The sequence below is a fragment of the Priestia sp. AB genome (assembly GCF_028369225.1).
In the GTDB taxonomy this organism is placed as follows: Bacteria; Bacillota; Bacilli; order Bacillales; family Bacillaceae_H; genus Priestia; species Priestia megaterium.
On the sequence record NZ_JAQMYN010000002.1, the window covers coordinates 409,458 to 432,316 of the forward strand.

Annotated in this window: 25 protein-coding genes; 8 read left to right on the plus strand and 17 right to left on the minus strand. The window is 37.6% G+C overall.

Annotation, left to right across the window (positions count from 1 at the left end; all coding sequences use genetic code 11):
• Window positions 1–565: 565 nt before the first annotated feature.
• On the minus strand, window positions 566–1,231 hold the full coding sequence (locus tag POF52_RS08320; protein WP_013082292.1) for a YkyA family protein: 666 nt from the start codon (window positions 1,229–1,231) through the stop codon (window positions 566–568).
• 169 nt (window positions 1,232–1,400) lie between these two features.
• On the opposite strand from POF52_RS08320, the gene POF52_RS08325 reads away from it, so the two are divergent.
• Entirely contained in the window at window positions 1,401–1,511 is a 111-nt protein-coding gene (locus tag POF52_RS08325; RefSeq protein ID WP_016763434.1) for a YjcZ family sporulation protein, read from the plus strand.
• A 174-nt stretch (window positions 1,512–1,685) separates the two neighbouring features.
• Window positions 1,686–2,240 carry a peptide deformylase gene (gene def / locus POF52_RS08330; RefSeq protein WP_013056051.1) on the plus strand — a complete coding sequence of 185 codons (555 nt, stop codon included), beginning with the start codon at window positions 1,686–1,688 and terminating at the stop codon, window positions 2,238–2,240.
• A gap of 28 nt (window positions 2,241–2,268) precedes the next feature.
• Here def and POF52_RS08335 read toward each other — a convergent pair whose 3' ends face one another.
• Entirely contained in the window at window positions 2,269–3,051 is a 783-nt protein-coding gene (locus POF52_RS08335; RefSeq protein WP_013082290.1) for a Cof-type HAD-IIB family hydrolase, read from the minus strand.
• 548 nt (window positions 3,052–3,599) lie between these two features.
• Between POF52_RS08335 and POF52_RS08340 the strand changes: the two genes are divergently transcribed.
• The gene (locus POF52_RS08340) at window positions 3,600–3,809 is read left to right on the plus strand and encodes a DNA-dependent RNA polymerase subunit epsilon (protein WP_013082289.1); all 210 of its coding nucleotides are present in this window, start codon (window positions 3,600–3,602) and stop codon (window positions 3,807–3,809) included.
• A 5-nt stretch (window positions 3,810–3,814) separates the two neighbouring features.
• A complete protein-coding gene (gene rnjA, locus POF52_RS08345) occupies window positions 3,815–5,482 on the plus strand; it encodes a ribonuclease J1 (protein ID WP_013056048.1) in 1,668 nt (555 codons plus the stop codon).
• A 43-nt stretch (window positions 5,483–5,525) separates the two neighbouring features.
• On the opposite strand, the gene POF52_RS08350 is transcribed toward rnjA, so the two are convergent.
• The 6 genes from POF52_RS08350 to POF52_RS08375 form a co-directional block, all read right to left on the minus strand.
• Entirely contained in the window at window positions 5,526–6,188 is a 663-nt protein-coding gene (locus tag POF52_RS08350) for a potassium channel family protein (RefSeq protein WP_013056047.1), read from the minus strand.
• Between the two features lie 151 nt (window positions 6,189–6,339).
• A complete protein-coding gene (locus POF52_RS08355; protein ID WP_271991824.1) occupies window positions 6,340–8,145 on the minus strand; it encodes an ABC transporter ATP-binding protein in 1,806 nt (601 codons plus the stop codon).
• 15 nt (window positions 8,146–8,160) lie between these two features.
• Window positions 8,161–9,897, minus strand: coding sequence for an ABC transporter ATP-binding protein (locus POF52_RS08360; protein WP_016763431.1), 1,737 nt, complete (start codon window positions 9,895–9,897; stop codon window positions 8,161–8,163).
• A 304-nt stretch (window positions 9,898–10,201) separates the two neighbouring features.
• Window positions 10,202–11,098, minus strand: coding sequence for a phosphogluconate dehydrogenase (NAD(+)-dependent, decarboxylating) (gene gnd / locus POF52_RS08365; RefSeq protein ID WP_013056044.1), 897 nt, complete (start codon window positions 11,096–11,098; stop codon window positions 10,202–10,204).
• Window positions 11,099–11,285: 187 nt separating this feature from the next.
• On the minus strand, window positions 11,286–11,732 hold the full coding sequence (locus POF52_RS08370; RefSeq protein WP_271991829.1) for a TlpA family protein disulfide reductase: 447 nt from the start codon (window positions 11,730–11,732) through the stop codon (window positions 11,286–11,288).
• Window positions 11,733–11,834: 102 nt separating this feature from the next.
• On the minus strand, window positions 11,835–12,383 hold the full coding sequence (locus POF52_RS08375) for a peroxiredoxin (RefSeq protein ID WP_013082283.1): 549 nt from the start codon (window positions 12,381–12,383) through the stop codon (window positions 11,835–11,837).
• Between the two features lie 356 nt (window positions 12,384–12,739).
• Between POF52_RS08375 and POF52_RS08380 the strand changes: the two genes are divergently transcribed.
• Window positions 12,740–13,603 carry a mechanosensitive ion channel family protein gene (locus POF52_RS08380; protein WP_013082282.1) on the plus strand — a complete coding sequence of 288 codons (864 nt, stop codon included), beginning with the start codon at window positions 12,740–12,742 and terminating at the stop codon, window positions 13,601–13,603.
• Window positions 13,604–13,638: 35 nt separating this feature from the next.
• Here the strand turns inward: POF52_RS08380 and POF52_RS08385 are convergent, their stop codons facing one another.
• The 6 genes from POF52_RS08385 to POF52_RS08410 all read right to left on the minus strand — a co-directional run bounded on the left by POF52_RS08385 (window position 13,639) and on the right by POF52_RS08410 (window position 18,114).
• Window positions 13,639–13,884 carry a YkuS family protein gene (locus POF52_RS08385; RefSeq protein WP_013056040.1) on the minus strand — a complete coding sequence of 82 codons (246 nt, stop codon included), beginning with the start codon at window positions 13,882–13,884 and terminating at the stop codon, window positions 13,639–13,641.
• Window positions 13,885–13,940: 56 nt separating this feature from the next.
• On the minus strand, window positions 13,941–15,068 hold the full coding sequence (locus POF52_RS08390) for an N-acetyldiaminopimelate deacetylase (protein WP_271991835.1): 1,128 nt from the start codon (window positions 15,066–15,068) through the stop codon (window positions 13,941–13,943).
• A gap of 144 nt (window positions 15,069–15,212) precedes the next feature.
• Window positions 15,213–15,932 (minus strand): 2,3,4,5-tetrahydropyridine-2,6-dicarboxylate N-acetyltransferase, encoded by a 720-nt coding sequence (gene dapD / locus POF52_RS08395; RefSeq protein WP_013082280.1) that lies wholly within the window; start codon window positions 15,930–15,932, stop codon window positions 15,213–15,215.
• A 129-nt stretch (window positions 15,933–16,061) separates the two neighbouring features.
• Window positions 16,062–16,940 (minus strand): LysR family transcriptional regulator, encoded by an 879-nt coding sequence (locus POF52_RS08400; protein WP_013056037.1) that lies wholly within the window; start codon window positions 16,938–16,940, stop codon window positions 16,062–16,064.
• A 99-nt stretch (window positions 16,941–17,039) separates the two neighbouring features.
• Window positions 17,040–17,495: a cyclic-di-AMP-binding protein CbpB gene (cbpB, locus tag POF52_RS08405; RefSeq protein ID WP_271991840.1), complete on the minus strand. Its 456-nt coding sequence runs from the start codon at window positions 17,493–17,495 to the stop codon at window positions 17,040–17,042.
• Window positions 17,496–17,877: 382 nt separating this feature from the next.
• The gene (locus POF52_RS08410; RefSeq protein WP_013056035.1) at window positions 17,878–18,114 is read right to left on the minus strand and encodes a YkuJ family protein; all 237 of its coding nucleotides are present in this window, start codon (window positions 18,112–18,114) and stop codon (window positions 17,878–17,880) included.
• 280 nt (window positions 18,115–18,394) lie between these two features.
• Here POF52_RS08410 and POF52_RS08415 point away from each other — a divergent pair, with 280 nt between their 5' ends.
• Window positions 18,395–18,631 (plus strand): glutaredoxin domain-containing protein, encoded by a 237-nt coding sequence (locus POF52_RS08415; RefSeq protein WP_013082278.1) that lies wholly within the window; start codon window positions 18,395–18,397, stop codon window positions 18,629–18,631.
• A gap of 41 nt (window positions 18,632–18,672) precedes the next feature.
• On the opposite strand, the gene POF52_RS08420 is transcribed toward POF52_RS08415, so the two are convergent.
• The 3 genes from POF52_RS08420 to fadH all read right to left on the minus strand — a co-directional run bounded on the left by POF52_RS08420 (window position 18,673) and on the right by fadH (window position 21,381).
• Window positions 18,673–19,143, minus strand: coding sequence for a DUF3993 domain-containing protein (locus POF52_RS08420; protein WP_271991843.1), 471 nt, complete (start codon window positions 19,141–19,143; stop codon window positions 18,673–18,675).
• A gap of 156 nt (window positions 19,144–19,299) precedes the next feature.
• Window positions 19,300–20,511, minus strand: coding sequence for an EAL domain-containing protein (locus POF52_RS08425; protein ID WP_013056032.1), 1,212 nt, complete (start codon window positions 20,509–20,511; stop codon window positions 19,300–19,302).
• Window positions 20,512–20,616: 105 nt separating this feature from the next.
• On the minus strand, window positions 20,617–21,381 hold the full coding sequence (gene fadH, locus POF52_RS08430) for a 2,4-dienoyl-CoA reductase (protein WP_074894348.1): 765 nt from the start codon (window positions 21,379–21,381) through the stop codon (window positions 20,617–20,619).
• 171 nt (window positions 21,382–21,552) lie between these two features.
• Here fadH and POF52_RS08435 point away from each other — a divergent pair, with 171 nt between their 5' ends.
• The gene (locus POF52_RS08435) at window positions 21,553–22,419 is read left to right on the plus strand and encodes a metallophosphoesterase (protein ID WP_016763423.1); all 867 of its coding nucleotides are present in this window, start codon (window positions 21,553–21,555) and stop codon (window positions 22,417–22,419) included.
• Window positions 22,420–22,564: 145 nt separating this feature from the next.
• A complete protein-coding gene (locus tag POF52_RS08440; protein ID WP_013082274.1) occupies window positions 22,565–22,858 on the plus strand; it encodes a hypothetical protein in 294 nt (97 codons plus the stop codon).
• The last annotated feature ends 1 nt before the right edge of the window (window position 22,859 follow it).

The window sequence follows — 22,859 nt, forward strand, 5'->3', positions numbered from 1 at the left end:
CTTTCATTTAAGCCGTATAAATTCATTTTACTAATCAAACAAACATACACGCTTTTAGAATGTCCCAAATGGACAAGTAAAAGTCATATTTTGTCGAGTAGCTTTTTGAATTCGCTAATCCTTAACATTTCTATGTATTCCCCAGCGAATTCTGTGCAAACATTTACGTAAAAGGAAAGTTTAAGCGAAACGAACGTTTCGTTAAACTGTATTAATTATTTTGCAAAAATGATTAATACAACACTTACTACGCTACCTAGTTTACAATACACTAAAACAGTTCGTCAATGCATTTACATCAAGAAATTACGCTTTTTTAGTTTGTGAAATAAAACACATAAAAAAGACATGCTGTACTATTACACAGATGCAAACTGTATTATATGTTTTATAATAACCTTTTCTTTTTTTACGTCTGCACATCTCCTATCTTGCCACAAATAAACGATTTTTTAAAACAATAACCTTTTGTAATTTTTACGTGAATCATGTCGAAACTCTTTCTTTATTTCAGAAAACCTTCCTTTTCAGCCAAAAAAAAGACCTGTAAACTTCACAGGCCTTCTTATTTATCCTCGCTATTTTTCACCTTTAACTTCGTTTTGTTATAAAAATCCTCTTTGGCTTTGTTATAGTCAGCTGTTAATGTGTTAAACGCTTCTTTTTTCTTTTCAACTTCTTTATAAGTAGCATTGATCGAAGCGATTTGTGTTTCAAGATTCTCTAATTTCACATTGTCTTTTTCAAAGAGCGTATATAGCTGACGATCTAATTCAATGGAATGAAGATAGGCATCATGTAAGGACTGGTACGCCTTATAACGCTTCTTCATTAACGAAGATAGTTCAAGCGCCTCTTCTTTTGCTTTGCCATCCTCTAGTTTTTGGATCTTCGGCTCTGTCGCTTCAAATTGTTTTTGCGAAGCGCTGATGCTTTTTTCTTCTTTTTGTAATTTACTTTCACGCTCATCTAATAACTGCTGCGCTTTTTGTGCTTTATTTTTTATTTTCTTTTTATCTTTAATCCCTAGCTCAATAATTTGGTCGTATATCGCATTTTCTTGCTGTTCTAAATCAGCTAACGGTTTTTGCTGATCAGCAAATTGCTTTTCTTGTGCTACCACTTTTTCTAATCCATTATATACCTCAAGCTCAGGCGATGAGCCCTCTGCACATCCTGCTAGTGACATAGCAGCAATGCCGATAACTATATATCTTCCGATGCATTTCATATCTGGTAAATCCTCCCTTATTCATGGGTCATTATACAATTTTTGTAGGGAATTAGCAATTTATCTACACCCTTTTTCCACCTTTTAATATATTATACTAACCCAATCGTGAAAAAAAGGGAGTTTATTACTTTTTACCTTGGGATTGATAACTACGGGAGGTTACATTATGTTGGGTTATGGTGGATATGGCTGTGGCGGTTCTAATAAAGGTTTTGTGTTATTAATTGTACTGTTCATTTTATTAGTTATTATCGGCTGCAGCTGTGGCGGCTGGTAATTATACAATAAAAGCGGCTAACGGTCGCTTTTATTTTTTCTTATGCATGTTTTTCCATATGTTTGATACATATAATTAGTAGAAACATTTATGTGGTCAAGGTCGAGGTAATGACTTTTTTATACGGATTTGATACACTTTATACCTATAAAATAGCCTAGGGAGATGTGAAAGTTGATTACAATGAACGATATTATTCAAGACGGACACCCAACGCTGCGAGAAGTAGCAAAAGAAGTACCGTTACCTGCTTCTGAAGAAGACAAAAAGATTTTACATAGCTTATTAGAATATGTAAAAAACAGCCAAGATCCTGAAATTGCTGCTAAATATGGACTGCGATCTGGTATCGGGCTTGCCGCTCCTCAAATTAATGTATCAAAACGAATGATTGGGGTACACGTTACGGATGAAAAAGGCAAGCTATACAGCTATGCATTATTTAACCCTAAGATCATTAGCCACTCAGTTGAAAAGACATACCTTACAGGCGGTGAAGGCTGCTTGTCTGTCGATCAAGATATCCCAGGATTTGTTCCTCGATATGCACGTATCACAGTAAAAGGCACAACGCTTGAAGGCGAAGAAGTGAAAATTCGTTTGAAAGGTCTTCCTGCTGTTGTCTTTCAGCACGAAATTGATCATTTAGACGGAATTATGTTTTATGATTACATTAATAAAGAAAATCCATTTCAAGAACCTGAAAATGCTTTTCCATATGAACGCTAAAAAACGCGAGCTAGAGCTCGCGTTTTTCTTACTTTAATAATCCTACTAGCTCTAATCCGTGGAGAATACCATCTTCTGCTACATCTTTTGTAACAAGATTAGCAACTTCTTTCACCACTTCTTCCGCATTTCCCATCGCTACTCCATTTCCGACAAATTCTAGCATTTCGATATCGTTTAAGCCGTCTCCGAATGCATATACATCTTTTTTGTCAAAGCCAAGCTTTTCAATCATGGTCTCAATTCCTCGCGCTTTTGATCCACCTTTTGGCAAAACATCAGTTGAAAATTCATGCCAGCGAATAAAGTCAAATTTCTTAAATTTTTCTTCATAAGGAGCTTCTTCTCCCGCTGTACAGAATAAGAGGGATTGATAAATTTCGCGCCCTTCGAAATAAGTAGGATCGTGGTGAGGGTGGGTAAATCCAATTTTCAGCGTGCTGATGCTGGATTCGATATAGTCATGAAACTCAATGTTTGATTTCATATCTTCATGATCCATGTATACGACAGGGTGATCATGCTCAACAGCAAAAGCTGTTAAATCTTGAAGTTCTTCTTTATTTAACGGGTTTTTGTAAAGAACTTCTCCATTTAAAACAATGTACTGACCATTAAAGCTAATATATGTTTGAATATCCAACTCTTCACGCAGATCTTTAAACATAAAAGGAGCCCTTCCAGTTGCAATTGCCACTTCATGCCCCTGCTCTTTTAACAGCTGGACAGCTTTTTTTGTAGAAGCAGGCAGTTTTTTATCATGATCCAATAACGTTCCATCAATATCAAAAAAAATAATCTTTCGTTCCACGTTTATCACCTTATTTTTTATAATTTTTTATCTCTTTGTTAAGCCTTTCCAATTATATCAAACAAGCGCTGGTTTCTCTATAAATGGACGGTTCCATTTATAATTTTTCCATATTTAACCATGAGAAACCTCTCCCTTTTCATCATATAATAAAAGTACAGAGAGAGACAGGCAGGTATTGCAAAAAACAAAGGAGCTGAAAAATCATGTTAAAAGATTTTCGAAAAAGGCTGCTAAAACGCTGGAATGAATTATTGCGTAAAAAAACGATGGCATAACCGATTTTTTTAGGGCTTTCTGTTGTAAAATTTGCAGAGTGTGTGTCTGCATCGTACAATGGAATAGCCCTTATTTTTTATACGCCCGGAAAATATAGTCTTGTATCCGTTTCCTATTAATATTATTCTATAATTAATTGACTTGTTATATTTAGATGACTAAAATGTAGTGAAAGCAAGTTTCTTTAGAAAATACATGAAATACATACACATTTTATAATATAATAAAATAAGTTATTTGAATTTCGGAATTAAGGAGAGATTTTTGTTATGATTTTTAAAGTTTATTTTCAAGAAAAAATGAGTGAAGTAGCTGTACGTGAAAATACAAAAACAGTGTATGTGAACGCAGATTCTGAGCGTGACGTTCGTCAAAAGTTAAAAGCGCGTTCAATTAATATTGAGTTTGTTCAAGCAGTGACTGGAGACTATCTAGAATATGAACAACAGCATGAAGATTTTAAAGTATTGGAGATATGATGAAAATGAAATTTGTAAAAAATAATCAAACGGCAGTTTTCGCCCTGGGTGGACTAGGCGAAATCGGTAAAAACACGTATGCCGTACAGTTTCAAGATGAAATTATTCTTATTGATGCAGGAATTAAATTCCCTGAAGATGAGCTTTTAGGAATTGACTACGTTATTCCTGACTACAGTTATTTAGTAAAAAATGCAGATAAAATCCGTGGCCTTTTCGTTACACATGGTCATGAAGATCACATCGGCGGAATTCCTTACTTATTAAGAGAATTAAACATTCCTATTTATGCAGGGAAATTAGCCCTTGGACTTCTTCGCAACAAATTAGACGAGCATGGGTTGCTTCGTACAGCTCAGCTTCATGAAATTACTGAAGATGACGTAATTAAATTCCGTAAAACATCGGTAACGTTCTTCCGCACAACTCACAGTATTCCTGATTCTTACGGAATTGTGGTAAAAACACCAAACGGACAAATCGTACATACAGGAGATTTCAAGTTTGATTTTACACCAGTGGGCGAACCGGCTAACTTAACAAAAATGGCTGAAATCGGTAAAGAAGGCGTTCTATGCTTGCTTTCAGACAGTACAAACAGTGAAATTCCTAACTTTACGATGTCTGAGCGCCGCGTAGGTGACAGCATTCATGACATTTTCCGTAAAGTAGACGGCCGTATTATTTTTGCAACGTTTGCTTCAAATATTCACCGCTTACAGCAAGTAGTGGAAGCAGCCGTATTGCATAACCGTAAAGTTGCTGTATTCGGACGCAGTATGGAAGCAGCTATTGAGATTGGCCAACAGCTTGGATATATTTCATGTCCAAAAGATACGTTCATTGAGCCTTCTCAAATTAACCGAATTCCAGCTAACCGCGTGACTATTTTATGTACAGGCAGCCAAGGTGAACCGATGGCAGCGCTATCTAGAATTGCAAACGGTACTCACCGCCAAATTCAAATTATCCCTGGAGATACGGTTGTATTCTCATCTTCACCTATTCCAGGAAATACAGTAAGTGTTAGCAAAACAATCGATATGCTATTCCGTGCAGGAGCAGAGGTTATTCACGGTGCTCTAAACGATATCCATACTTCTGGACACGGCGGACAGGAAGAGCAAAAATTAATGCTTCGTTTGATGAAACCAAAATACTTTATGCCAATTCACGGTGAGTATCGCATGCAGAAAATGCACATCAAACTTGCAACAGACTGTGGAGTTCCTGAAGAAAACTGCTTCATTATGGATAATGGAGAGGTGCTAGCTTTAAGCGACAGCGAAGCTTCAGTAGCCGGCAAAATCCCTTCAGGCTCTGTATATATTGACGGAAGCGGAATTGGTGACATTGGAAATATCGTACTTCGTGATCGCCGCATTTTATCTGAAGAAGGTCTTGTTATTGTGGTTGTAAGCATCAATATGAAAGACTTCAAGATCGCTGCTGGTCCAGACATTATCTCTCGTGGTTTTGTTTATATGCGCGAATCTGGTGACTTAATTAATGATGCACAGTCCCTTATTACAAAACACTTGAACAAAGTGATGGAACGTCGTACGTCACAATGGTCTGAGATTAAAAATGAAATCACAGACACATTGGCTCCATTCCTTTACGAAAAAACAAAGCGCCGTCCAATGATTTTACCAATCATTATGGAGGTTTAATAAAAGAAAAAGAGCAGATGCAATTGCATCTGCTCTTTTTTTATTAAGCACTGGCAAATTTATTTTCGAAGCGGTTGATATCTGCATCTGCTCCAATAACAATCAACACGTCCCCTTCTTGAATCGTTTCGGACGCCTGAGGAGAAACGATGATATCTCGATCACGCTTAATGGCTACAATGTTAATGCCATATTTTGCACGAATGTCTAACTCAATCAGCGTATTGCCAGCCATTCTTTTGCTCGCTACTAATTCGACAATACTGTGTTCTTCAGATAGCTCTAAATAATCTAGCACGCTGTTTGAAATCATGTTATTGGCAATTCTTCGGCCCATATCTCGTTCGGGATGCACGATAAAATTAGCGCCAATTTTTGATAATACTTTGGCATGATAATCATTTTGCGCTTTTACCGTTATTTTCTCAACACCCAGCTCTTTTAAAATAAGGGTCGTCAAAATACTTGCCTGAATATTGTCACCAATAGCTACGATAACATGATCAAAATTACGAATTCCTAAACTTTTTAGAACCCCTTCATCCATTGAATCGCCTACTACTGCATGGGAAGCAACGTTAGCATACTCATTTACCTTTTCTTCATCAATATCAATCGCCAGAACTTCCATTCCTTGATCGCTTAATGTTTTACAAATACTTCCTCCAAATCTACCTAATCCGATGACTGCAAATTCTTTTTTCATTTGAATTCCTCCATTATGTACAGGAAAAAATCTGAACTACCGTTATTTTACCACAATTCTTTTGTATCAACCTCATTTTCCCGTTAACACTTATATCTCTTTACTATTTCTCACACTCATAGAAAAACAGAAGGATCAGCTCCCTCTGTTTTTAAGCTGTAGCATGGGTTTGAACAAGGTAATAATATACGCCTTTTTGCTGCATTAGTTCCCCGTGATTCCCCGTTTCAATAATGCTTCCATGATCTAATACAATGATCTTATCTGCTTCTCGTATAGTAGATAACCGATGAGCAATCATGATGGCCGTTCTGTTTTTTAACAGCGTTTTAAGCGCCTGTTGAATCTTCACTTCTGTTTCTGTATCGATGCTTGCTGTCGCTTCATCTAAAATGATAATACGAGGATTAGCCAACAGCGTTCGAGCAAATGAAATCAATTGACGCTCTCCCACGGATAAGACGTTTCCTCGCTCTTCTACTTCCGTATCATAGCCTTTTTTCAGACGCTTTATAAAATCTGCAGCCCCTACCGCTTCTGCGGCCTTAATCACTTCATCATCAGTACCATCCGGTTTTCCAAACCGAATGTTTTCCATAATAGTTCCTGAAAAAATAAAGGTTTCTTGCAGCACAATACTAATTTGCGCTCGTAAACTCGCTAACGTAATATCTTGAATAGGCATATTATCTATTAAAATCTGCCCTTCGTTTACATCATAAAAACGTGTGATTAAATTAGCAATGGACGTTTTTCCAGATCCAGTATGCCCCACTAAAGCAACCGTCTGGCCTTCTTTTATGTCAATTGATACGTTGTTTAAAGCTTTCCGCTTCCCATCATAGGAAAATGAGACGTGCTTGAACTCAACTTTTCCTTTCATATCCTCTAAAGACGTAGCGGTTTCCAAATCTGCGACGAGAGGTTTTTCATCTAGAAATTCAAAAATACGCTCGGATGAAGCCATTCCCATTAATAATTGATTATACACTTGCCCTAAACGAGAAATCGGTTCCCAAAACATTCCAAGATAAAAAGCAAATGATACAAAAATACCAATTGTTAACCGTTCATCTTGAATAAGTACAGCACCGAACCAAATTAAAATAGCCGTTCCGACAGCATTTGTGAGTTCTACAAACGGTCGAAACATGGCATTTTTTCGAGTAGCTTGCCTCCAGCTCTCGTAATTTTCACTGTTTATGCGCTCAAAAAACAGCATATTTTCTTGTTCTTGAGCAAATGATTGAGTGACGCGAATGCCTTGAATACTCTCATTTAAATGTGAATTTAATACTGACTGCTTCATACGAACAACTTGCCACGACCGACGAATTCTTCTTCTCAGCTTTGTGGAAATCAAAAACATAATCGGTAAAATGATTAAAACAGCACATGTCAAAGCAGGACTGAGAGAAAATAATATAACTACAATCCCAACTAACAATAAGAGGTCCATAAACAGGTTAACTACTCCGTTGGTAAATAAATCTTGAAGAGAGTTAATATCATTCATGATCCTTACAAGAATAGAGCCTCCTGAACGCGTATCAAAAAACCGGTGCGACAGCCCTTGAATATGCGTAAATAAATGTTTTCTTAAATCATATATAACGTGCTGCCCGAGTTGGTTCATCCATTTAATTCGAAAGATATTCGAAATATAAGATAGTACATACAAGCTAAAGATTATGAAAACTAACTGCATGAGCAGCGTGCTATTTTTATCTTTTACAGCATGATCAAGCGTATATACACCTATCAAAATAGGAATAGCGAGTCTAATGACCGTTGTGATAATGACCATAAGAAACGAGAAAGGAAGCAAGTTTTTTCGATATGGATGAAGATAACGAAACAAGCGGGCCATTTGCTTCCAGTTAAACATCTTATCAATGATTTGATCTGTTTGATAATAAAAGCGCTCTCGCACAACTTTATTTTTTCCGGCTTCCATTCTATTCCTCCCTTGTTATACGTTCATCACTGACGTATTGCTTTCATATTGAATGTCATAAATATTTTTATAAATCCCTTCCTTTTGAATGAGCGTTTTATGGCTTCCTCTCTCTTTTATTTGACCTTCATGCAAGACTAAGATTTCATCGGCATGTCGCAAAGAAGAAAGGCGGTGTGCGATAATAAACGTAGTACGATTTTTCATCACTTCTTTTAAAGCCAATTGAATTTCTCTTTCTGTTTTCATATCAACAGCACTCGTGGCATCATCTAATACTAAGATGCTAGGGTTTAAGATAAGCGCTCGTGCAATTGCAATGCGCTGCTTTTGTCCGCCTGATAACCCCAGTCCTCTCTCTCCCAGCATCGTGTCATACCCATCCGGAAGCTCCATAATAAAGTCATGCGCCTGCGCTCGTTTTGCAGCATCAATAATGTCTTCTCTAGAAATACCCGGCACGCCATAGGAAATGTTGGTTCCTATACTGCTTGAGAACAAAAAGGTTTCTTGAAGTACAAAGCCAATTTCTTTTCGAAGAACAGGAAGCGGATACTCTTTAATCGGACGATGGTTAACTAAGATTTGTCCTGAAGTCGGTTCGTAAAACCTCGTGAGCAGCTGGGTTAAGCTTGTTTTGCCGGCTCCAGTTGCTCCGATTAAACCTACTACTTTTCCTTTAGAAGCAGAAAAAGATATGTTCTCAAGCGACTTTTTTTCTTCGTTTGGATAGGATAAGCTAACATGTTGAAACTCGACCGTTCCATTAATAGAGAAACTTCCGGCATGCTCATGGACTTTTTCTTCTTCTTCTAAAATTTCTAGCAGCCTTTCACCTGAAGCTTTAGACTGTGAAAACATATTGATAACAAACCCTAGATTCATAATAGGCCACATTAAATAAGAGGTTAAGCTAAAGAAAGCAACAAGCTCTCCCGGACGTACGCTTCCGTTCATAACAAGCGCTCCTCCGTACGCAAGGAGACCAACAATAGATAAGTTTCCTATAAACTCCATTAAGGGGAAATAAGTTGCCCACACATTCGCGGTTTCAATGTTTCGATTTTTATAAACTCCATTGGACTCGTTAAATTTAGATGTTTGAAATTTTTCTCTTGATAATGACTTGACCGTTTGTATGCCGCTTATATTTTCTTGAACATTTGTATTAAGTTCCCCAAACGATTGGCGAATTAAGCGAAACGCTGGATGAACGCGCTTATCAAAGCGATAAACAGCTACCCCCAAAAAAGGCAGCAGGCAGATTGTGACGAGAGTGAGTGAAATAGAGTAATAGAACATAACGGAAAAGCTGGCAGTAAGTAAAATAACGAAGCGAATTAATTCTGAGAATCCAAAAGATAGAAAAAAACGAAATCCTTCTACATCAGCTGTCAACCTGGACATCAAGTCCCCTGTTTTAGCATTGTCATAGTAAGAAAACGGTAAATACTGAAGTTTGCGGTAAAGTTTATTGCGAAGAGTATACACGGACTTAATTCCAAATAAGTCGCCGTAATATTGCTGAATATATGTAAAGATTCCTTTGACAATCATTAGCCCAATAAAAATAAATGCTACATTATCGACTAGCTGATATTGTTTTCCTAACACAATATGATCAATCGTATATTGCAGCACAATAGGGTAAATCACAGTGATGGAGGTTACAAACAACAAGCAAATAGCAGAATAAAAAAAGTACATTCGGTACGGCAAATAAAAATCTTTTAGTTTTTTAAACGTTTCCATATACCCCGTCCTTCCTTTAGCTAAAATGCGGCACACATATTTAAATATATCGGTTTCCGAAATAAATTACCATAATTTTTAGATAATTTTTCAAAAAAGGTAAATAGTCATAAAAAAGAGGCTCGGATATAACTAAATGAATTCAATCTAAAGACGAACAAATGGAATACATGAGTTGAACTGCTAGAAAGATCTACACAGACGAAACTATCCACCATAACAAAAAAACGAACCACTAATCAAACATGTTGATCAATGGTTCGTTTTTCAATTCGTCTAAAATACGTTTGTTCCAGCCTCTTTTTTATTGTTTTTCTACTGCGTGTCCGCCGAACTCATTGCGAAGAGCGGCAACTACTTTACCTGTAAACGTATCGTCTTCAAGTGAGCGATAGCGCATCATTAACGATAGAGCAATAACTGGCGTTGGCACTTGTAAATCTAGAGCGGATTCAACCGTCCATTTTCCTTCACCGGAAGAATGCATAACTCCTTTAATACTGTCCAGTTTTGCATCTTTTGAAAATGCACGTTCCATTAATTCGATTAACCATGAGCGAATAACAGAGCCATTATTCCATACGCGGGCTACAGCTTCATAGTCATAGTCAAATTCACTTTTCTCTAACACATCAAAACCTTCAGCAATTGCTTGCATCATGCCGTACTCAATTCCGTTATGAACCATTTTCAAGAAGTGGCCGCTTCCTGCTGCACCTGAATAGAGATAGCCGTTTTCTACGTTGATGTCGCGGAAAATAGGTTCGATTGTAGCAAATGCTTCTTTATCTCCCCCAATCATCATACAAGCGCCGTTTCGGGCACCTTCCATTCCGCCGCTTGTTCCAACATCAAAGTAGTGAATTCCTTTTTCAGCAGAAGCTGCAGCACGTCGTACTGAATCTTTATACTTGGAATTACCGCCTTCAATAATCATATCTCCTTCTTCAAGTAGTTCTTGGAGCTCAGAAATTACTTTTTCTGTGAGCTCCCCAGCTGGAACCATTACCCAAGCAATGCGTGGTTTCTCTAATTTGCTCACTAATTCTTTAATGGAAGAAGCGCCTTCTGCTCCCTTTTCTGCTACTTTCTGTACAGCTTCGTTGTTTACATCGAATGCTACCACAGAATGGTTATGATCTAGTAAATTCAATACTAAGTTCGCTCCCATTTTTCCTAAGCCAATCATACCTAATTTCATATGTAAATTACCTCCAATAGTAAGTTTCGTATCATGTTGTTAGTGTTAGTATGGTGTAAACTCACAAGAAAAAATCCACATTTTTATATTTCCTTTATCAGTTACTTCCTACACACAAAAAAGAAAAACATTCGATGCAAGTTCTACTAAGCATCGAATGCTTTTCACCTGTTACAACTGCCTGTGTTTATTCGTTCTCGCCTAATACACGATTCACGCGCTTTTCAAGCATTTTCATACCGCTTCCACCAGCTTGGAAGTGGCGTAGTTGACCTGTTTTGTCAAATACATAATATGCCGGTACATATTGATTTTCAAATGCATCCGTTAATTTATGCTCACTGTCTACAAAAATTGGCTGCGTAATATCATGTTCTGCTGCTACTTCTTTAATTTTTGATAAGTCTAAATCATCTTCAGAGCGCGGCATATGAACTGCTACTACGTTTAATTGATCTTTGTATTGGTCGCGAAATTCATTTACCTGAGGCATTGCTTCTTTACATAAATGACAGCTTACTGACCAAAAATGAATAAGCGTTGGCTTTTCGCCGATTAGCTGCTCTTTTGTAACCTCTCCGTTTAACCATTCTGTAGCGCCCGTTAAATCAGGCATTGGCTGACGTAATTTCATGAATAAAAGCCTCCCTTATTTTCACTATTATTGACTATATGTTCTTTATTATCCGATGAAAAAAAGGCCTAACGTGGACGTTAGACCTTTTAAACGTTGTGCTTACGCGTTTAAAGTAGCTTGACCTGGTTTCCAGTTAGCTGGGCAAAGTCCGCCAGTTTGTAACGCTTGAAGAACACGTAAAGTTTCATCAACGTCACGGCCAATATTGTTGTGGTTTACAACTGAATATTGTAATTCGCCTTCTGGGCTGATGATGTATAAACCGCGAAGTGCTACACCTTCTTCTTCAATTAAAACGCCGTACTCACGAGAAACAACGTGATTTGTATCAGCTGCTAATGGATATTTAAGATCACCTAAACCATTATCTTTACGATCAGTGTTGATCCAAGCTAAGTGTGTATGGATTGTGTCTGTAGAAACACCGATTACTTCTGCGTCAAGATCTTCAAACTCATCATAACGGTCAGAAAGTGCAGTGATTTCTGTTGGACATACAAATGTAAAGTCCATTGGATAGAAGAATAATACTGTCCATTTGTCATTTTTAATATTTTCTTCTAAGCTAACTTTACCGAATTCTTTGTTTGATAATACAGCTTCCATTTCAAAGCGTGGAGCTTGTTTACCTACCATACGTTCTGGCATACATGATCCCTCCAAATAATTATTAAATGAGAAAATGTATAAAACATTCTCACTTATGTACTGTTATAACGGTTTTCATTATAATGGATATTGTTTTTTTAGTCAATATTAATTAAGAATGAATTTAAACAACATCTTATAATGGCAACATAGTTGTTATGCCCGCCTTTAGAGCAAATTAAACCCTGACTTCAGCAAAAAAATGCTATAAAAGGGTTGCATTTATTTACCTTCTCAGTTTAGCATGTCTAATATCGGGAATAAACAAATGTGCTCATACTCTTACAAAATCTTTTCCACAGAATAAATTCCCACTTATTAATATTGAAACAGAACATAGGAAGGATGAACAACTAATGTTTAAGATGCAAGACATCAACTGGGAACAGCTTCTTACCAATGCTGGAGTAATTGTGTTAAAACTCATTGCCATTACCATTGTATTTTTACTTGTACGAGCAATTGGTAAAAAAGTTATTGAACGTTCCTTTGAAAAAATGAGTGAGCGCGAAAATGCTACGCGCGGACGTATGCTCACACTCAAAAGTTTAACCGTTAATGTGTTTTCATATGTACTTATTTTTATTTTTGTCGTTATGCTGCTTGAAGCAGTAAATATCCATGCCACGGCTCTATTAGCTGGTGCCGGAGTTGTGGGTCTAGCAATCGGGTTCGGTGCTCAAGGACTGGTTAGCGACGTTGTAACAGGTTTCTTTTTACTTCTTGAAAAACAGCTTGATGTTGACGACTATGTAACAACCGGAAGTTTTTCAGGAATTGTCGAATCAGTAGGTCTTCGTACTACTCAAATTCGCGGATTTGATGGAACTCTGCACTATGTGCCTAACCGCGAAATTACAAGCTTAAGCAATCATTCCCGAGGCAATATGCGCGCGTTAATTGATATTGGCATTTCGTATGATGATGATATTGACAAAGCTATTTCCGTACTAGAAAAAGTATGCGAGCGCGTTGCTGCAACAAATGAAAACATTGTAGAAGGACCAAACGTGATAGGAGTTCAAGGTCTAGGCGCATCAGACGTTGTGCTTCGTGTAGTTGGCAAAGCTAAAAACGGTGAACAGTGGGGGATTGAACGTCAGCTTCGTAAAGAATTTAAAGAAGCGTTTGACGCAAACGGTATTGATATTCCGTTCCCTCATCAAGTAAATATTGATAAAAAGCAGCCTGAAGATGCCAAGCAGCCTCAGCATGCATAAAAAATAGCCGAAGGATTTATTCCTTCGGCTTTCTTTTATCCTTGTACCTTGTTGCCTACTTGCTGACAAATTTCTTCTGCTGTTAATCCGCTAGCTGTAATAACTGAGCCTTGCGTTACTGCATCAGAAATCCCCATTACGTTTGAATCCTGTCCTGTTACAACACAGCAATCGCACCCTTGTGCATCACTTTCGTTGCGTAATTGTACCACTTCGTGTCCGAGCTGCTGAAGTGCAGCCTGTACATCTGTTAAACCGTATTCTACACCAATTCGTGCCATCGTTGCCCACCTCCTCATGGTATTAATTTAGCCATAAGGAAAAATGATTATACGATTTATTGATTGCCTTTATGTTCAAAATATTTTGTAATAAGTGAAATCGCAATATCTATTGCGCCTTCATGAGGCTGCAGCTTTGCATGATGAAGCCCATATTCAGACTGAACGCCAAGCCAAAACATAAATCCAGGAATATCTTTTAGCATATAGCCAAAATCTTCTCCTGTCATTGCTTCTTTGCACTCAATGACATCCACGTCTGTTTGCTCTTTGGCGAATTCCATGAACTCTCGCGTGACTTTATGGTGATTATATACTTGATGATACATACAGCCATAATCAATGGCTGTTTCACACTGGTATCCTACTTCTACTCCTTTAACAATCGCTTCAATTCGTTCTTTAACACGCGTCATTGATTCAGGGGATAGCGTGCGAATGGTTCCTTCTATGCGAGCTCGCTCCGCAATAATATTTTGAACCGTCCCGCCTTGAATTTTTCCTACTGTAATTACAGCGCTGTCTAGCGGATCAACGTTGCGAGCAACAATAGTTTGAAGTTGTGAAACGAGCTGACATGCAGCAACTACCATATCATTTGTTGTATGTGGATAAGCAGCATGGCCGCCTTTTCCTTTTAAATCAATAAATAGCTCAGACGTGTTAGCAAATAGTAACCCTTCCTTCAGCGCAATTGACCCAACCGGATATTCAGGCGCTACGTGAAGGGCGAAGATGAAATCTGGAAGCCATTCTTTCATGATGTCGCTTTGGAGCATTGGCTTTGCTCCTCCTGGACCTTCTTCTGCAGGTTGAAAGATAAACAGTACATTATCCTTGATTTCATGCTGAGCAAAGTAAGTGAGTACGCCTAGCCCAATGGCCATATGCATATCATGTCCGCAGGCATGCATGAGTCCTTCATGCTGTGATTGAAAAGAATAATTCGTTTCTTCCGTGATAGGAAGCCCGTCAATATCTGCTCGATAGCCTATTGTTTTAGTTGGATTTGTACCATGTACTTTAACAAAGAGTCCTGTTTTCCACGTCTTTACTTCTAAGCGCTCTTGCGGAAGAGTGTTAATATAATCAAGCAAAAAACGCTGTGTTTTCACCTCTTGAAACCCTAATTCAGGAATTTTATGTAGCTCTCTTCTTATTTTCACAAATTCATTTTCAGCCATGTGTATGTCCTCCTCACGAAATAAAGAAGAAAGCGTGGTTGCCCACGCTTCCAACTTGTCCATATGATACGTTCAAGGATTCAGTATCCCAATCGCTAAAACCTATTAATTCAGCAAAGAAAAAGCGCAAACTGATCGTTTTTCTTATTCTTCGTTTAATTGACGCAATTCTTGCTTGATTTCTGTTTTAGACTTTGTTTTTTCGTCAATTTCTTTAATAACGCGAGCCGGCGTACCTGCTACTACTGTGTAAGGAGCTACATCTTCTACCACAATTGCGCCTGCAGCAACTACGGCACCTTTGCCTACTGTTACACCTTCAAGAACAACAGCATTAGCACCGATTACTACATCATCTTCTACTACAACTGGTTTTGCAGAAGGTGGCTCAATAACACCAGCTAATACAGAACCTGCGCCGATGTGACAGTTTTTACCTACTGTTGCACGACCACCAAGTACTACGTTCATGTCGATCATTGTTCCTTCACCGATCACAGAGCCGATGTTAATAGATGCACCCATCATAATAACAGCGTTGTCGCCGATTTCAACTTGATCGCGAATAATAGCGCCTGGCTCAATACGAGCTTTAATTCCTTTCATATCTAATAAAGGAATCGCAGAGTTGCGGCGATCATTTTCAATTACGTAGTCTTCAATTTTTCCTTCGTTTGCTTCAATAGCAGCTTTGATTTCTTTCCATTCACCAAATACTACACCTGTGTTGCCCGTTACGAATGTTTTAGAAGATGAACCAAAGTCAATTCCTTCTACTTCACCTTTTACGTAAACTTTTACCGGTGTTGATTTTGTACTGTTTTGAATAAATGAGATAATCTCATTAGCATCCATCATTTTCATTATGTATTCCTCCTAAGTAAGCAATGTCTCATTTAATGTAACAAAATGCTTTCACAATGACAAGCATCATTATCGTTTTAATAAAAAGATAACGATTGCAAATAAAAAAAGCGAGCATCTAGGCTCGCTTTAGACCGTTTCTCTTACATATTCACGTACAATATCAACAAATGCTCGAACTTGCTTCAGCTTAAACGCTGATTCATATCCAACTAAAGAAGTGTCTCGCGTAATTGGCTCTCCATTTGCTTTCAGAAGCGGCGTCCGGTGAATATGGCTTCCTGCTTCTTTAATAGCAATCGATGGTAAAATAGCGAAGCCAAGACCATTTAAAGCCATTTGCTTACACGTCTCAATCTGATCCACTACAATCGTACGCTTCGGTGTAGTATGAAACTCTCGATGCCACCATTCTAAAATTTCTTGATAATACGTTGAGTCACTTTTAAATTGAATAAATGGTCGATGAGTATTTACTACTTCCGCTGCCCTTTCAATTTCTGAATCAACTAGGTAAAGAGGATCTGTAAACAAATGTTCTTTGACACCTTTCCAATCCGGATTTCCGCGTATGATTCCAATATGTACCTCATCTTCGTACAGATAGCGAAGCATTTCACTGCTCCATCCGGTTACAAGAGAGATTTTAGCATGTGGGTAACGATCCATATAGCGTTTTAACACCGCCGGCAGCCAGTGCTGTCCAATAATCGAAGCCACCGCTAATTTGAGTGTACCATATACCTCATTATCTAAATGATGCAAGTCCTCACGAACCCGATCTTCTTTTTCTACCACTTCTTTTGCAAATTGAACAATCTTTTCTCCAGCAGGCGTTAATGACAGTCCTTTTTGCGAACGAATGAAGATTTGTGTATCCCATGCTTTTTCAATGGTTTGCAGCCTCTGTGATAAAGCTGGTTGCGATACAAATAATCTCTCTGCAGCTTTTCTCATATTTAATTCTTGAGCTAATACAACGAGCATTCGACATTCTATTAATTGCATTCAGTTATTCCTTTCAAGCCTCTTTTTACTTTCATTTTACCTTTATCATATAAGAAAAAAACGGAGAAAGATAGGCTGAAACACGATTTCTTAAAAAAATTATTGAAATAACTCTTTCGGGAGAATGATGGACTGCTTTCTTAATGACTTTAACAAATTTCTTCGTGTTAAAATCCCTTCAAAAATGCCATCTTCATTTTCTACGCACAAAAAAGGATGATTAATCATGGCATTTATGACTTTTAATACGGATTTTTTCATGGAGACACGAGGAACATTTTGATTCATAACTTCTTCTACTTTCATGGTTTCTAATCGTTCAAATTCAATGCGCTTTAATCCTAAAATCGAATCTAAAATAAGCGTCATACTCACGAACCCCTGCAGCTGAAACCTTGGATTTAATACGGGAATGGACGTATAGCCAGTCTTTGTTAACACAAGCAAAGCATGTTCTAAATTATTTCCCACTTGAACATGAGCAACTTTATCAGAAGTGACAAGCAAATCTCGAAGTTCAATTTGATTTAACTGATTGTGATCAATATCAATCATTTATACATTCTCCTTCCATTTCTCATAACTTCCACGTGTGTAAAGAGAAAAAGAACAAACTACAAAATGAAAATAGCTTGCTTACGTAAATGCGAACCTTTAAGAGGGAATAGAAGCAGACACACTCGATGTTCTCCCTTATATGTTAAGTCTAGATTTTTTTAAAACAAGTGTCAACGAAAGTTCATAATTATCTGAATTTTTTATTTTGATTTTTTTACAGCATTCGACCCGTTCCTTCTATTTATCAGAAAATCCGCTATCACTTTGTCGATATTTCTCGGGAAAATAGGGCAGAAGCCACCGCAAAAACTCCATACGCAGTAACAAAAAAATACCGCAAAGTATAAAATCCTTTGCGGCATTCGTTTTGCTTTATCCCTTAATGAATAAGTTCAAAAATTTCAATTGCAATCATATCAACGTTATCAAATTGATAAACGGCTGGCTTTTCACCATCTTGATATACTTCAAGTTCGTATGTTTCAGTTTTTGCATGATATTTCACGCTGCAAATTCTTTTTCCCTCTACTTCGAAGAAGCGTTGTGGCGCTTCACTTCCACTTGCTTGCTCACGGAGATTCACAAGACGAGTTAAAATACCTTGTAATTGTGACATATAATCTCTCCTTTCACCTATTACATCATTACGCATTCGACTTTTCTACAATATCAATTCAAATAAATACGTTATCTAAACTAATACTTAAAAGACACCATTTCACTATATGCCACATACTAAAAAAACACAAGTACTTTACGTGATTTTTCATAAGAAAATGCCTTATTATAGCGATATATGTCGTTTTTTATTATAATAACATAGCGATATACTATGTATCATACAAAACTTCATTCTACTTTAACACCATTCATTTTAATATAGGGAGGTGCTTTCATTGAGATCTATAGAGTTGTACACACAACCAGCTTGCCCACCTTGCGAAATTGTTAAACAGTTTTTACAGCATCATCACGTTTCCTATAAAGAATTTGACGTATCTAAAGATGCTTCTGCTCGAAAACGAATGACTACTGAGTTAGAGTCTTATTCCACTCCGACCATTCGTATTGACCAGGAAATTATCAGAGGATTTGACCTTCAAGCGCTTGAGAAGCTTCTTAACATCGGGTAACAGAAACACTCAAAATAAGCTTTCCTCAGCTATTTTGAGTGTTACTTACTATATATAAACTTTTGCACTTTCCATTTCCCCTGTTTTTTTACTAACGTGATCATTTCGTAATGATCTTGGTATTTTACCCGTTCATTATGCACAGCCGGAAAAAATTGATAGACATAAGCTTTGTTTTGGCCGGAATGAAGAGCTACCTTCGTTTGTTCATCGAAAGAAAAGAAAGGGATGTAGTGTGTTAAATATTCAGGTCCCTCTCCGACATACCCTTGAGCTTTTTGTAAGAGAGCCTCATTAAAAAACACAGATGCATACTCATCATCTAAAAACAATTTCAGCTCACGAACAGCGTCTTGATTAGTATGAGCAGACGCAGCTCTTAGCTGAGCCTGATAAGCGTCCTGCAAATTTATAAAGATTTCATGCCTAATCTCTCCTGATACTTCTGCATGAACAGATTTTCCTGAGTACAAGACAATCAGCAAAAAGACAAGTAAGCATATTTTCTTCAAATTAAATCAGCTCCTTAACTTCTTTTTTATTAGAATTCCGAAATTTTCTCTGCCTATGCATATCCCTATAACCGACTGTCGTTCTCCTCTAAAAAAACATAAAAAACCGGCAACCACTTTTACTGGTTGCCGGTTTAACTTCAACTTATTTATTCTCTACAAAACGTCTCTTTCGTATAAAAAAGAATATGAAATATCAAGGAATATATAGTGCATATTATCAATTGGATACGAAAAAGTCCGGATATTCTCACCTGTTTCAATATCATTATACAAATCTGATAATATGCCTTTTTTTTCATAGCTCATTCGAATAATATTCTCAAGAAAATATGGGCGCCAGCTCCAATTTTTCTTTACATATTCAGGTTCAAGAATCCAATCCTCGTTTTTCTTTACATAGTTAGAAGACTTTTGAAATCCATTTTCATCGCAGATGTAAAGGCGAAAACACACGTTGGATAGTTCTTCTGCAATAACAGGCAGCATATCGTCATACGTTTCTAACTTTCTGCACTTTGTCATTACCTGCTGCATTTTATCTTGAAAGCGTTCTGTCAGCTGGTAAACAGCAAGCAGCTTTTTCTTTTCGTGAGCGATATACATTTCAAAACGTTCCTTTAGTTTATCCTTTAAGATGTTCGGATCGACAAGTTCAGCAGCCGGCTTATGTAAATAATAACCTTGAAAATACCTGCCTCCGTTTCTCCATGCATATTGCAGCTGATAGGAGGCTTCTATATCTTCGTATAGAAGCGTAGCACCCATTTTTCTTGCTAACAGAGATAAAGAATACAATACGTCTTGATACGACTGCGCCATGTCCGTTTGTCTCAGAATATGTAAATCTACTTTTAAGATATCTGGTGAAAGCAACCCAATCCTGTCTAGATTACTACTTTCTTTTCCTATATTATCAATTGCAATCTTAATACCATATGTTTGATAATACTTTAGTAAGTGTTGAAGTGATTCCAAATCTCCACTAAAATTGTGTTCTGTAATTTCGAGAACAATTCGATCAAGCGATAATCCTTTATTTTCGAAAAGTTGCAATAATTCCAGCAAGGATTCTCCATGATCGTTCATTAATAAATTAGGGTTCTGATTAATAAAAATTAAAAATTGTTCTTCCTGGGTCAACATATGCTCGAGCGCTTGTGTTAAAACAGCATAATCAACTTCTATGCGATATTCATCCGGAATCGCATCATCATGAAAGAATGGGCCGAGACTTTCAATTTCCCCTTCATTTTGAAACCTCGCCAACACTTCATAGCCAATTACTCTATGTCCATCTGCACTAAAAATTGCTTGATAATACGGAAGAGTTTTCTCTATGTTTGTTAATACATCTAACGGGTCCACTCAACTCTCCCCTCTCCTTGTTCACTTTACGTTAGTATAATACGAATAGCATAATTTTGCTAGTCCTTCTCGGATTGCTTTGTACTTTTTAGTGCGTATCCAAACTTAAAAAGGATGCTGATTTAGCCACTGTCCCCCGTCCATTGTAATGCATTCCCCATTGATATAAGACGCTTCATCGGAGAATAAGAAACTAGCTAATCCTGCTATTTCCTCAGGAGTTCCAAGGCGTCCTAATGGTACAGAATTCAATGTACGCGCTTTCATTTTTTCTGACTCAAATAATTTATCGGCTCCTCCTGTTCGCTCGATCGGCCCCGGTGCAATCGCATTTACTCGTATACCATATTTCTTCCCCCACTCTACTGCGAGCGTGCGCGTCATGGTTAAAACTCCTGACTTGGCACAAGCTGAATGAATAACACCTGCTCCTGCGTTCCAGGCATATGTAGCTACAATGTTTGTAATGGCCCCTTTTGCGCCTTTATTGATCCAATATTTCCCTACTGCGGAACTGCAATAAAATGTACCATTTAATACGATATTAATTACGCTGTTCCATCCGTTAATGGATAAGTCTTCAGCTGCACATATAAAATTGCCTGCAGCATTGTTAACTAAAAAATCAATTTGGCCAAATGCCTTGTCCGTTTCTTGAACCATTCGCTCCACATCTTCTGGATTGCGTACATCCATCACCACTGAAAGTACCTGTCCATCAAACGTTTTAATTTCATTTTCTGTCTCTTGTAATCGATCGGCTGACCTACCTGTAATTACCACATGAGCACCTTGTTCTGCAAATCGCTTCGCCATATGTTTTCCCATGCCACTTGAACCGCCAGTAACAATTACGACCTTGTTCTTCAATTTATATTCCTCCCCAAAACATAAGTGTTTTACAACTATCATTTTACTATTTTTTCTGAATAAAGTGAAACTTTTATCTATTTAACTTAAAAGCAGACTTCTCGTTGTGATGATAAAAAAAACAATGCTATAATAAAAACTTGAAAACTATAAGGAATAGGTTGATTTTGCATGAAAAAGACGTATACAAGACGATCTTTTTTGAAAGGACTAGCGTCTATTTCGTTAGGGTCTTTGCTCACCACGTCTTTTGGGTATACATATGCCAAATATATTGAGCCTAGACGTCTGCAAATTGTTCGTCATACAATTACTTCTAAAAATATTCCGAAAAGCTTTAACGGAATAAAAATTTTACAATTTAGTGATATTCATCTTGGACTCTCTTATGATTTATTACAACTAGAACAGCTTATGGTGACCATAAATAATTTGAAGCCTACTATTATATTATTTACCGGAGATTTAATGGATGTACCTAATGAATACCCGCATCCAGAAAGAATTCCCCCGATTTTACAGAGGCTTCAGGCTCCTCTTGGAAAATATGCCATATATGGTAACCATGATCACGGAGGATATGGAACAAATATCTATAAACAAGCCATTGAAGACGCAGGATTTAGACTTTTAGTAAATGAAGTTGACACGGTATTCATGCCTGATAAAAGCTACATTCATATTTGTGGACTCGATGATATTATGCTTGGGAATCCACAATATGAAGGAACGCTAGGACAATTACAGCCGGATATTTTTTCTATTGCTATGATTCATGAACCTGACGTTGCTGTCAAAGCAGCTCCTTTTCCAGTAGATCTTCAGCTCTCCGGCCATAGTCATGGAGGCCAAATTCAAATTCCTTTTTACGGTCCTTTGATTACACCGCCCTTTGGGACGGTTTACCCTGAAGGAATGTACGAAGTTGGAGATTCTAAAATGAAGCTTTATGTGAATAGAGGCTTAGGAACCACTCGCATTCCTTTTCGTTTTTTAGCTACGCCTGAAATTACACTTTTCACCCTGCAATCAACATAAAAACGCCCTTACAGGGCGTTTTTATGTTGATTGTCTTTTTTTAGCTGATCATGACCGCCTAATTCTAGTCTTAAAGAAATAAACCAGGCTCAAAAACTTCCGTTCAGCCATACACTACAAAGACAACTGACAAGGAGGTTAAAATATGTACTATCAATATCCCTATACAGGATATCGTAATATTCCAAATGGTGACGAGCGCTTTTTTGGATTTCCTTTTGTTGCTGGCTTAGCTGGTGGGCTGCTTGGCGGACTAGCTGTTGGCGGTTTTGGAGGCAGACCTGGGTGCTGTCCACCACCTTATCCTTATCCAGTTCCGTTTTACGGCGGTGGATTTCCTGGAGGAGGCTACCCTGGTGCCGGCTATGGAGGCGGTGCTCCTGTTTATAACACATACTACGGACCTGGATACGGTCCTGTTGGTCCCATTCCTAGATAAT

Excerpts from the sequence above, each read along its gene's own strand:
- POF52_RS08325 (WP_016763434.1), top strand. The coding sequence starts at position 1,401 with ATGTTGGGTTATGGTGGATATGGCTGTGGCGGTTCTAATAAAGGTTTT.
- POF52_RS08440 (WP_013082274.1), top strand. The coding sequence starts at position 22,565 with ATGTACTATCAATATCCCTATACAGGATATCGTAATATTCCAAATGGT.
- POF52_RS08410 (WP_013056035.1), bottom strand. The coding sequence starts at position 18,114 with ATGTCACAATTACAAGGTATTTTAACTCGTCTTGTGAATCTCCGTGAG.
- POF52_RS08360 (WP_016763431.1), bottom strand. The coding sequence starts at position 9,897 with ATGGAAACGTTTAAAAAACTAAAAGATTTTTATTTGCCGTACCGAATG.
- POF52_RS08340 (WP_013082289.1), top strand. The coding sequence starts at position 3,600 with ATGATTTTTAAAGTTTATTTTCAAGAAAAAATGAGTGAAGTAGCTGTA.
- gnd (WP_013056044.1), bottom strand. The coding sequence starts at position 11,098 with ATGAAATTAGGTATGATTGGCTTAGGAAAAATGGGAGCGAACTTAGTA.
- POF52_RS08435 (WP_016763423.1), top strand. The coding sequence starts at position 21,553 with ATGAAAAAGACGTATACAAGACGATCTTTTTTGAAAGGACTAGCGTCT.
- cbpB (WP_271991840.1), bottom strand. The coding sequence starts at position 17,495 with ATGATTGATATTGATCACAATCAGTTAAATCAAATTGAACTTCGAGAT.
- POF52_RS08370 (WP_271991829.1), bottom strand. The coding sequence starts at position 11,732 with ATGAAATTACGTCAGCCAATGCCTGATTTAACGGGCGCTACAGAATGG.
- POF52_RS08390 (WP_271991835.1), bottom strand. The coding sequence starts at position 15,068 with ATGGCTGAAAATGAATTTGTGAAAATAAGAAGAGAGCTACATAAAATT.
- POF52_RS08350 (WP_013056047.1), bottom strand. The coding sequence starts at position 6,188 with ATGAAAAAAGAATTTGCAGTCATCGGATTAGGTAGATTTGGAGGAAGT.
- POF52_RS08400 (WP_013056037.1), bottom strand. The coding sequence starts at position 16,940 with ATGCAATTAATAGAATGTCGAATGCTCGTTGTATTAGCTCAAGAATTA.
- POF52_RS08380 (WP_013082282.1), top strand. The coding sequence starts at position 12,740 with ATGTTTAAGATGCAAGACATCAACTGGGAACAGCTTCTTACCAATGCT.
- dapD (WP_013082280.1), bottom strand. The coding sequence starts at position 15,932 with ATGAAAATGATGGATGCTAATGAGATTATCTCATTTATTCAAAACAGT.
- POF52_RS08320 (WP_013082292.1), bottom strand. The coding sequence starts at position 1,231 with ATGAAATGCATCGGAAGATATATAGTTATCGGCATTGCTGCTATGTCA.
- POF52_RS08385 (WP_013056040.1), bottom strand. The coding sequence starts at position 13,884 with ATGGCACGAATTGGTGTAGAATACGGTTTAACAGATGTACAGGCTGCA.
- POF52_RS08355 (WP_271991824.1), bottom strand. The coding sequence starts at position 8,145 with ATGGAAGCCGGAAAAAATAAAGTTGTGCGAGAGCGCTTTTATTATCAA.
- POF52_RS08375 (WP_013082283.1), bottom strand. The coding sequence starts at position 12,383 with ATGCCAGAACGTATGGTAGGTAAACAAGCTCCACGCTTTGAAATGGAA.
- rnjA (WP_013056048.1), top strand. The coding sequence starts at position 3,815 with ATGAAATTTGTAAAAAATAATCAAACGGCAGTTTTCGCCCTGGGTGGA.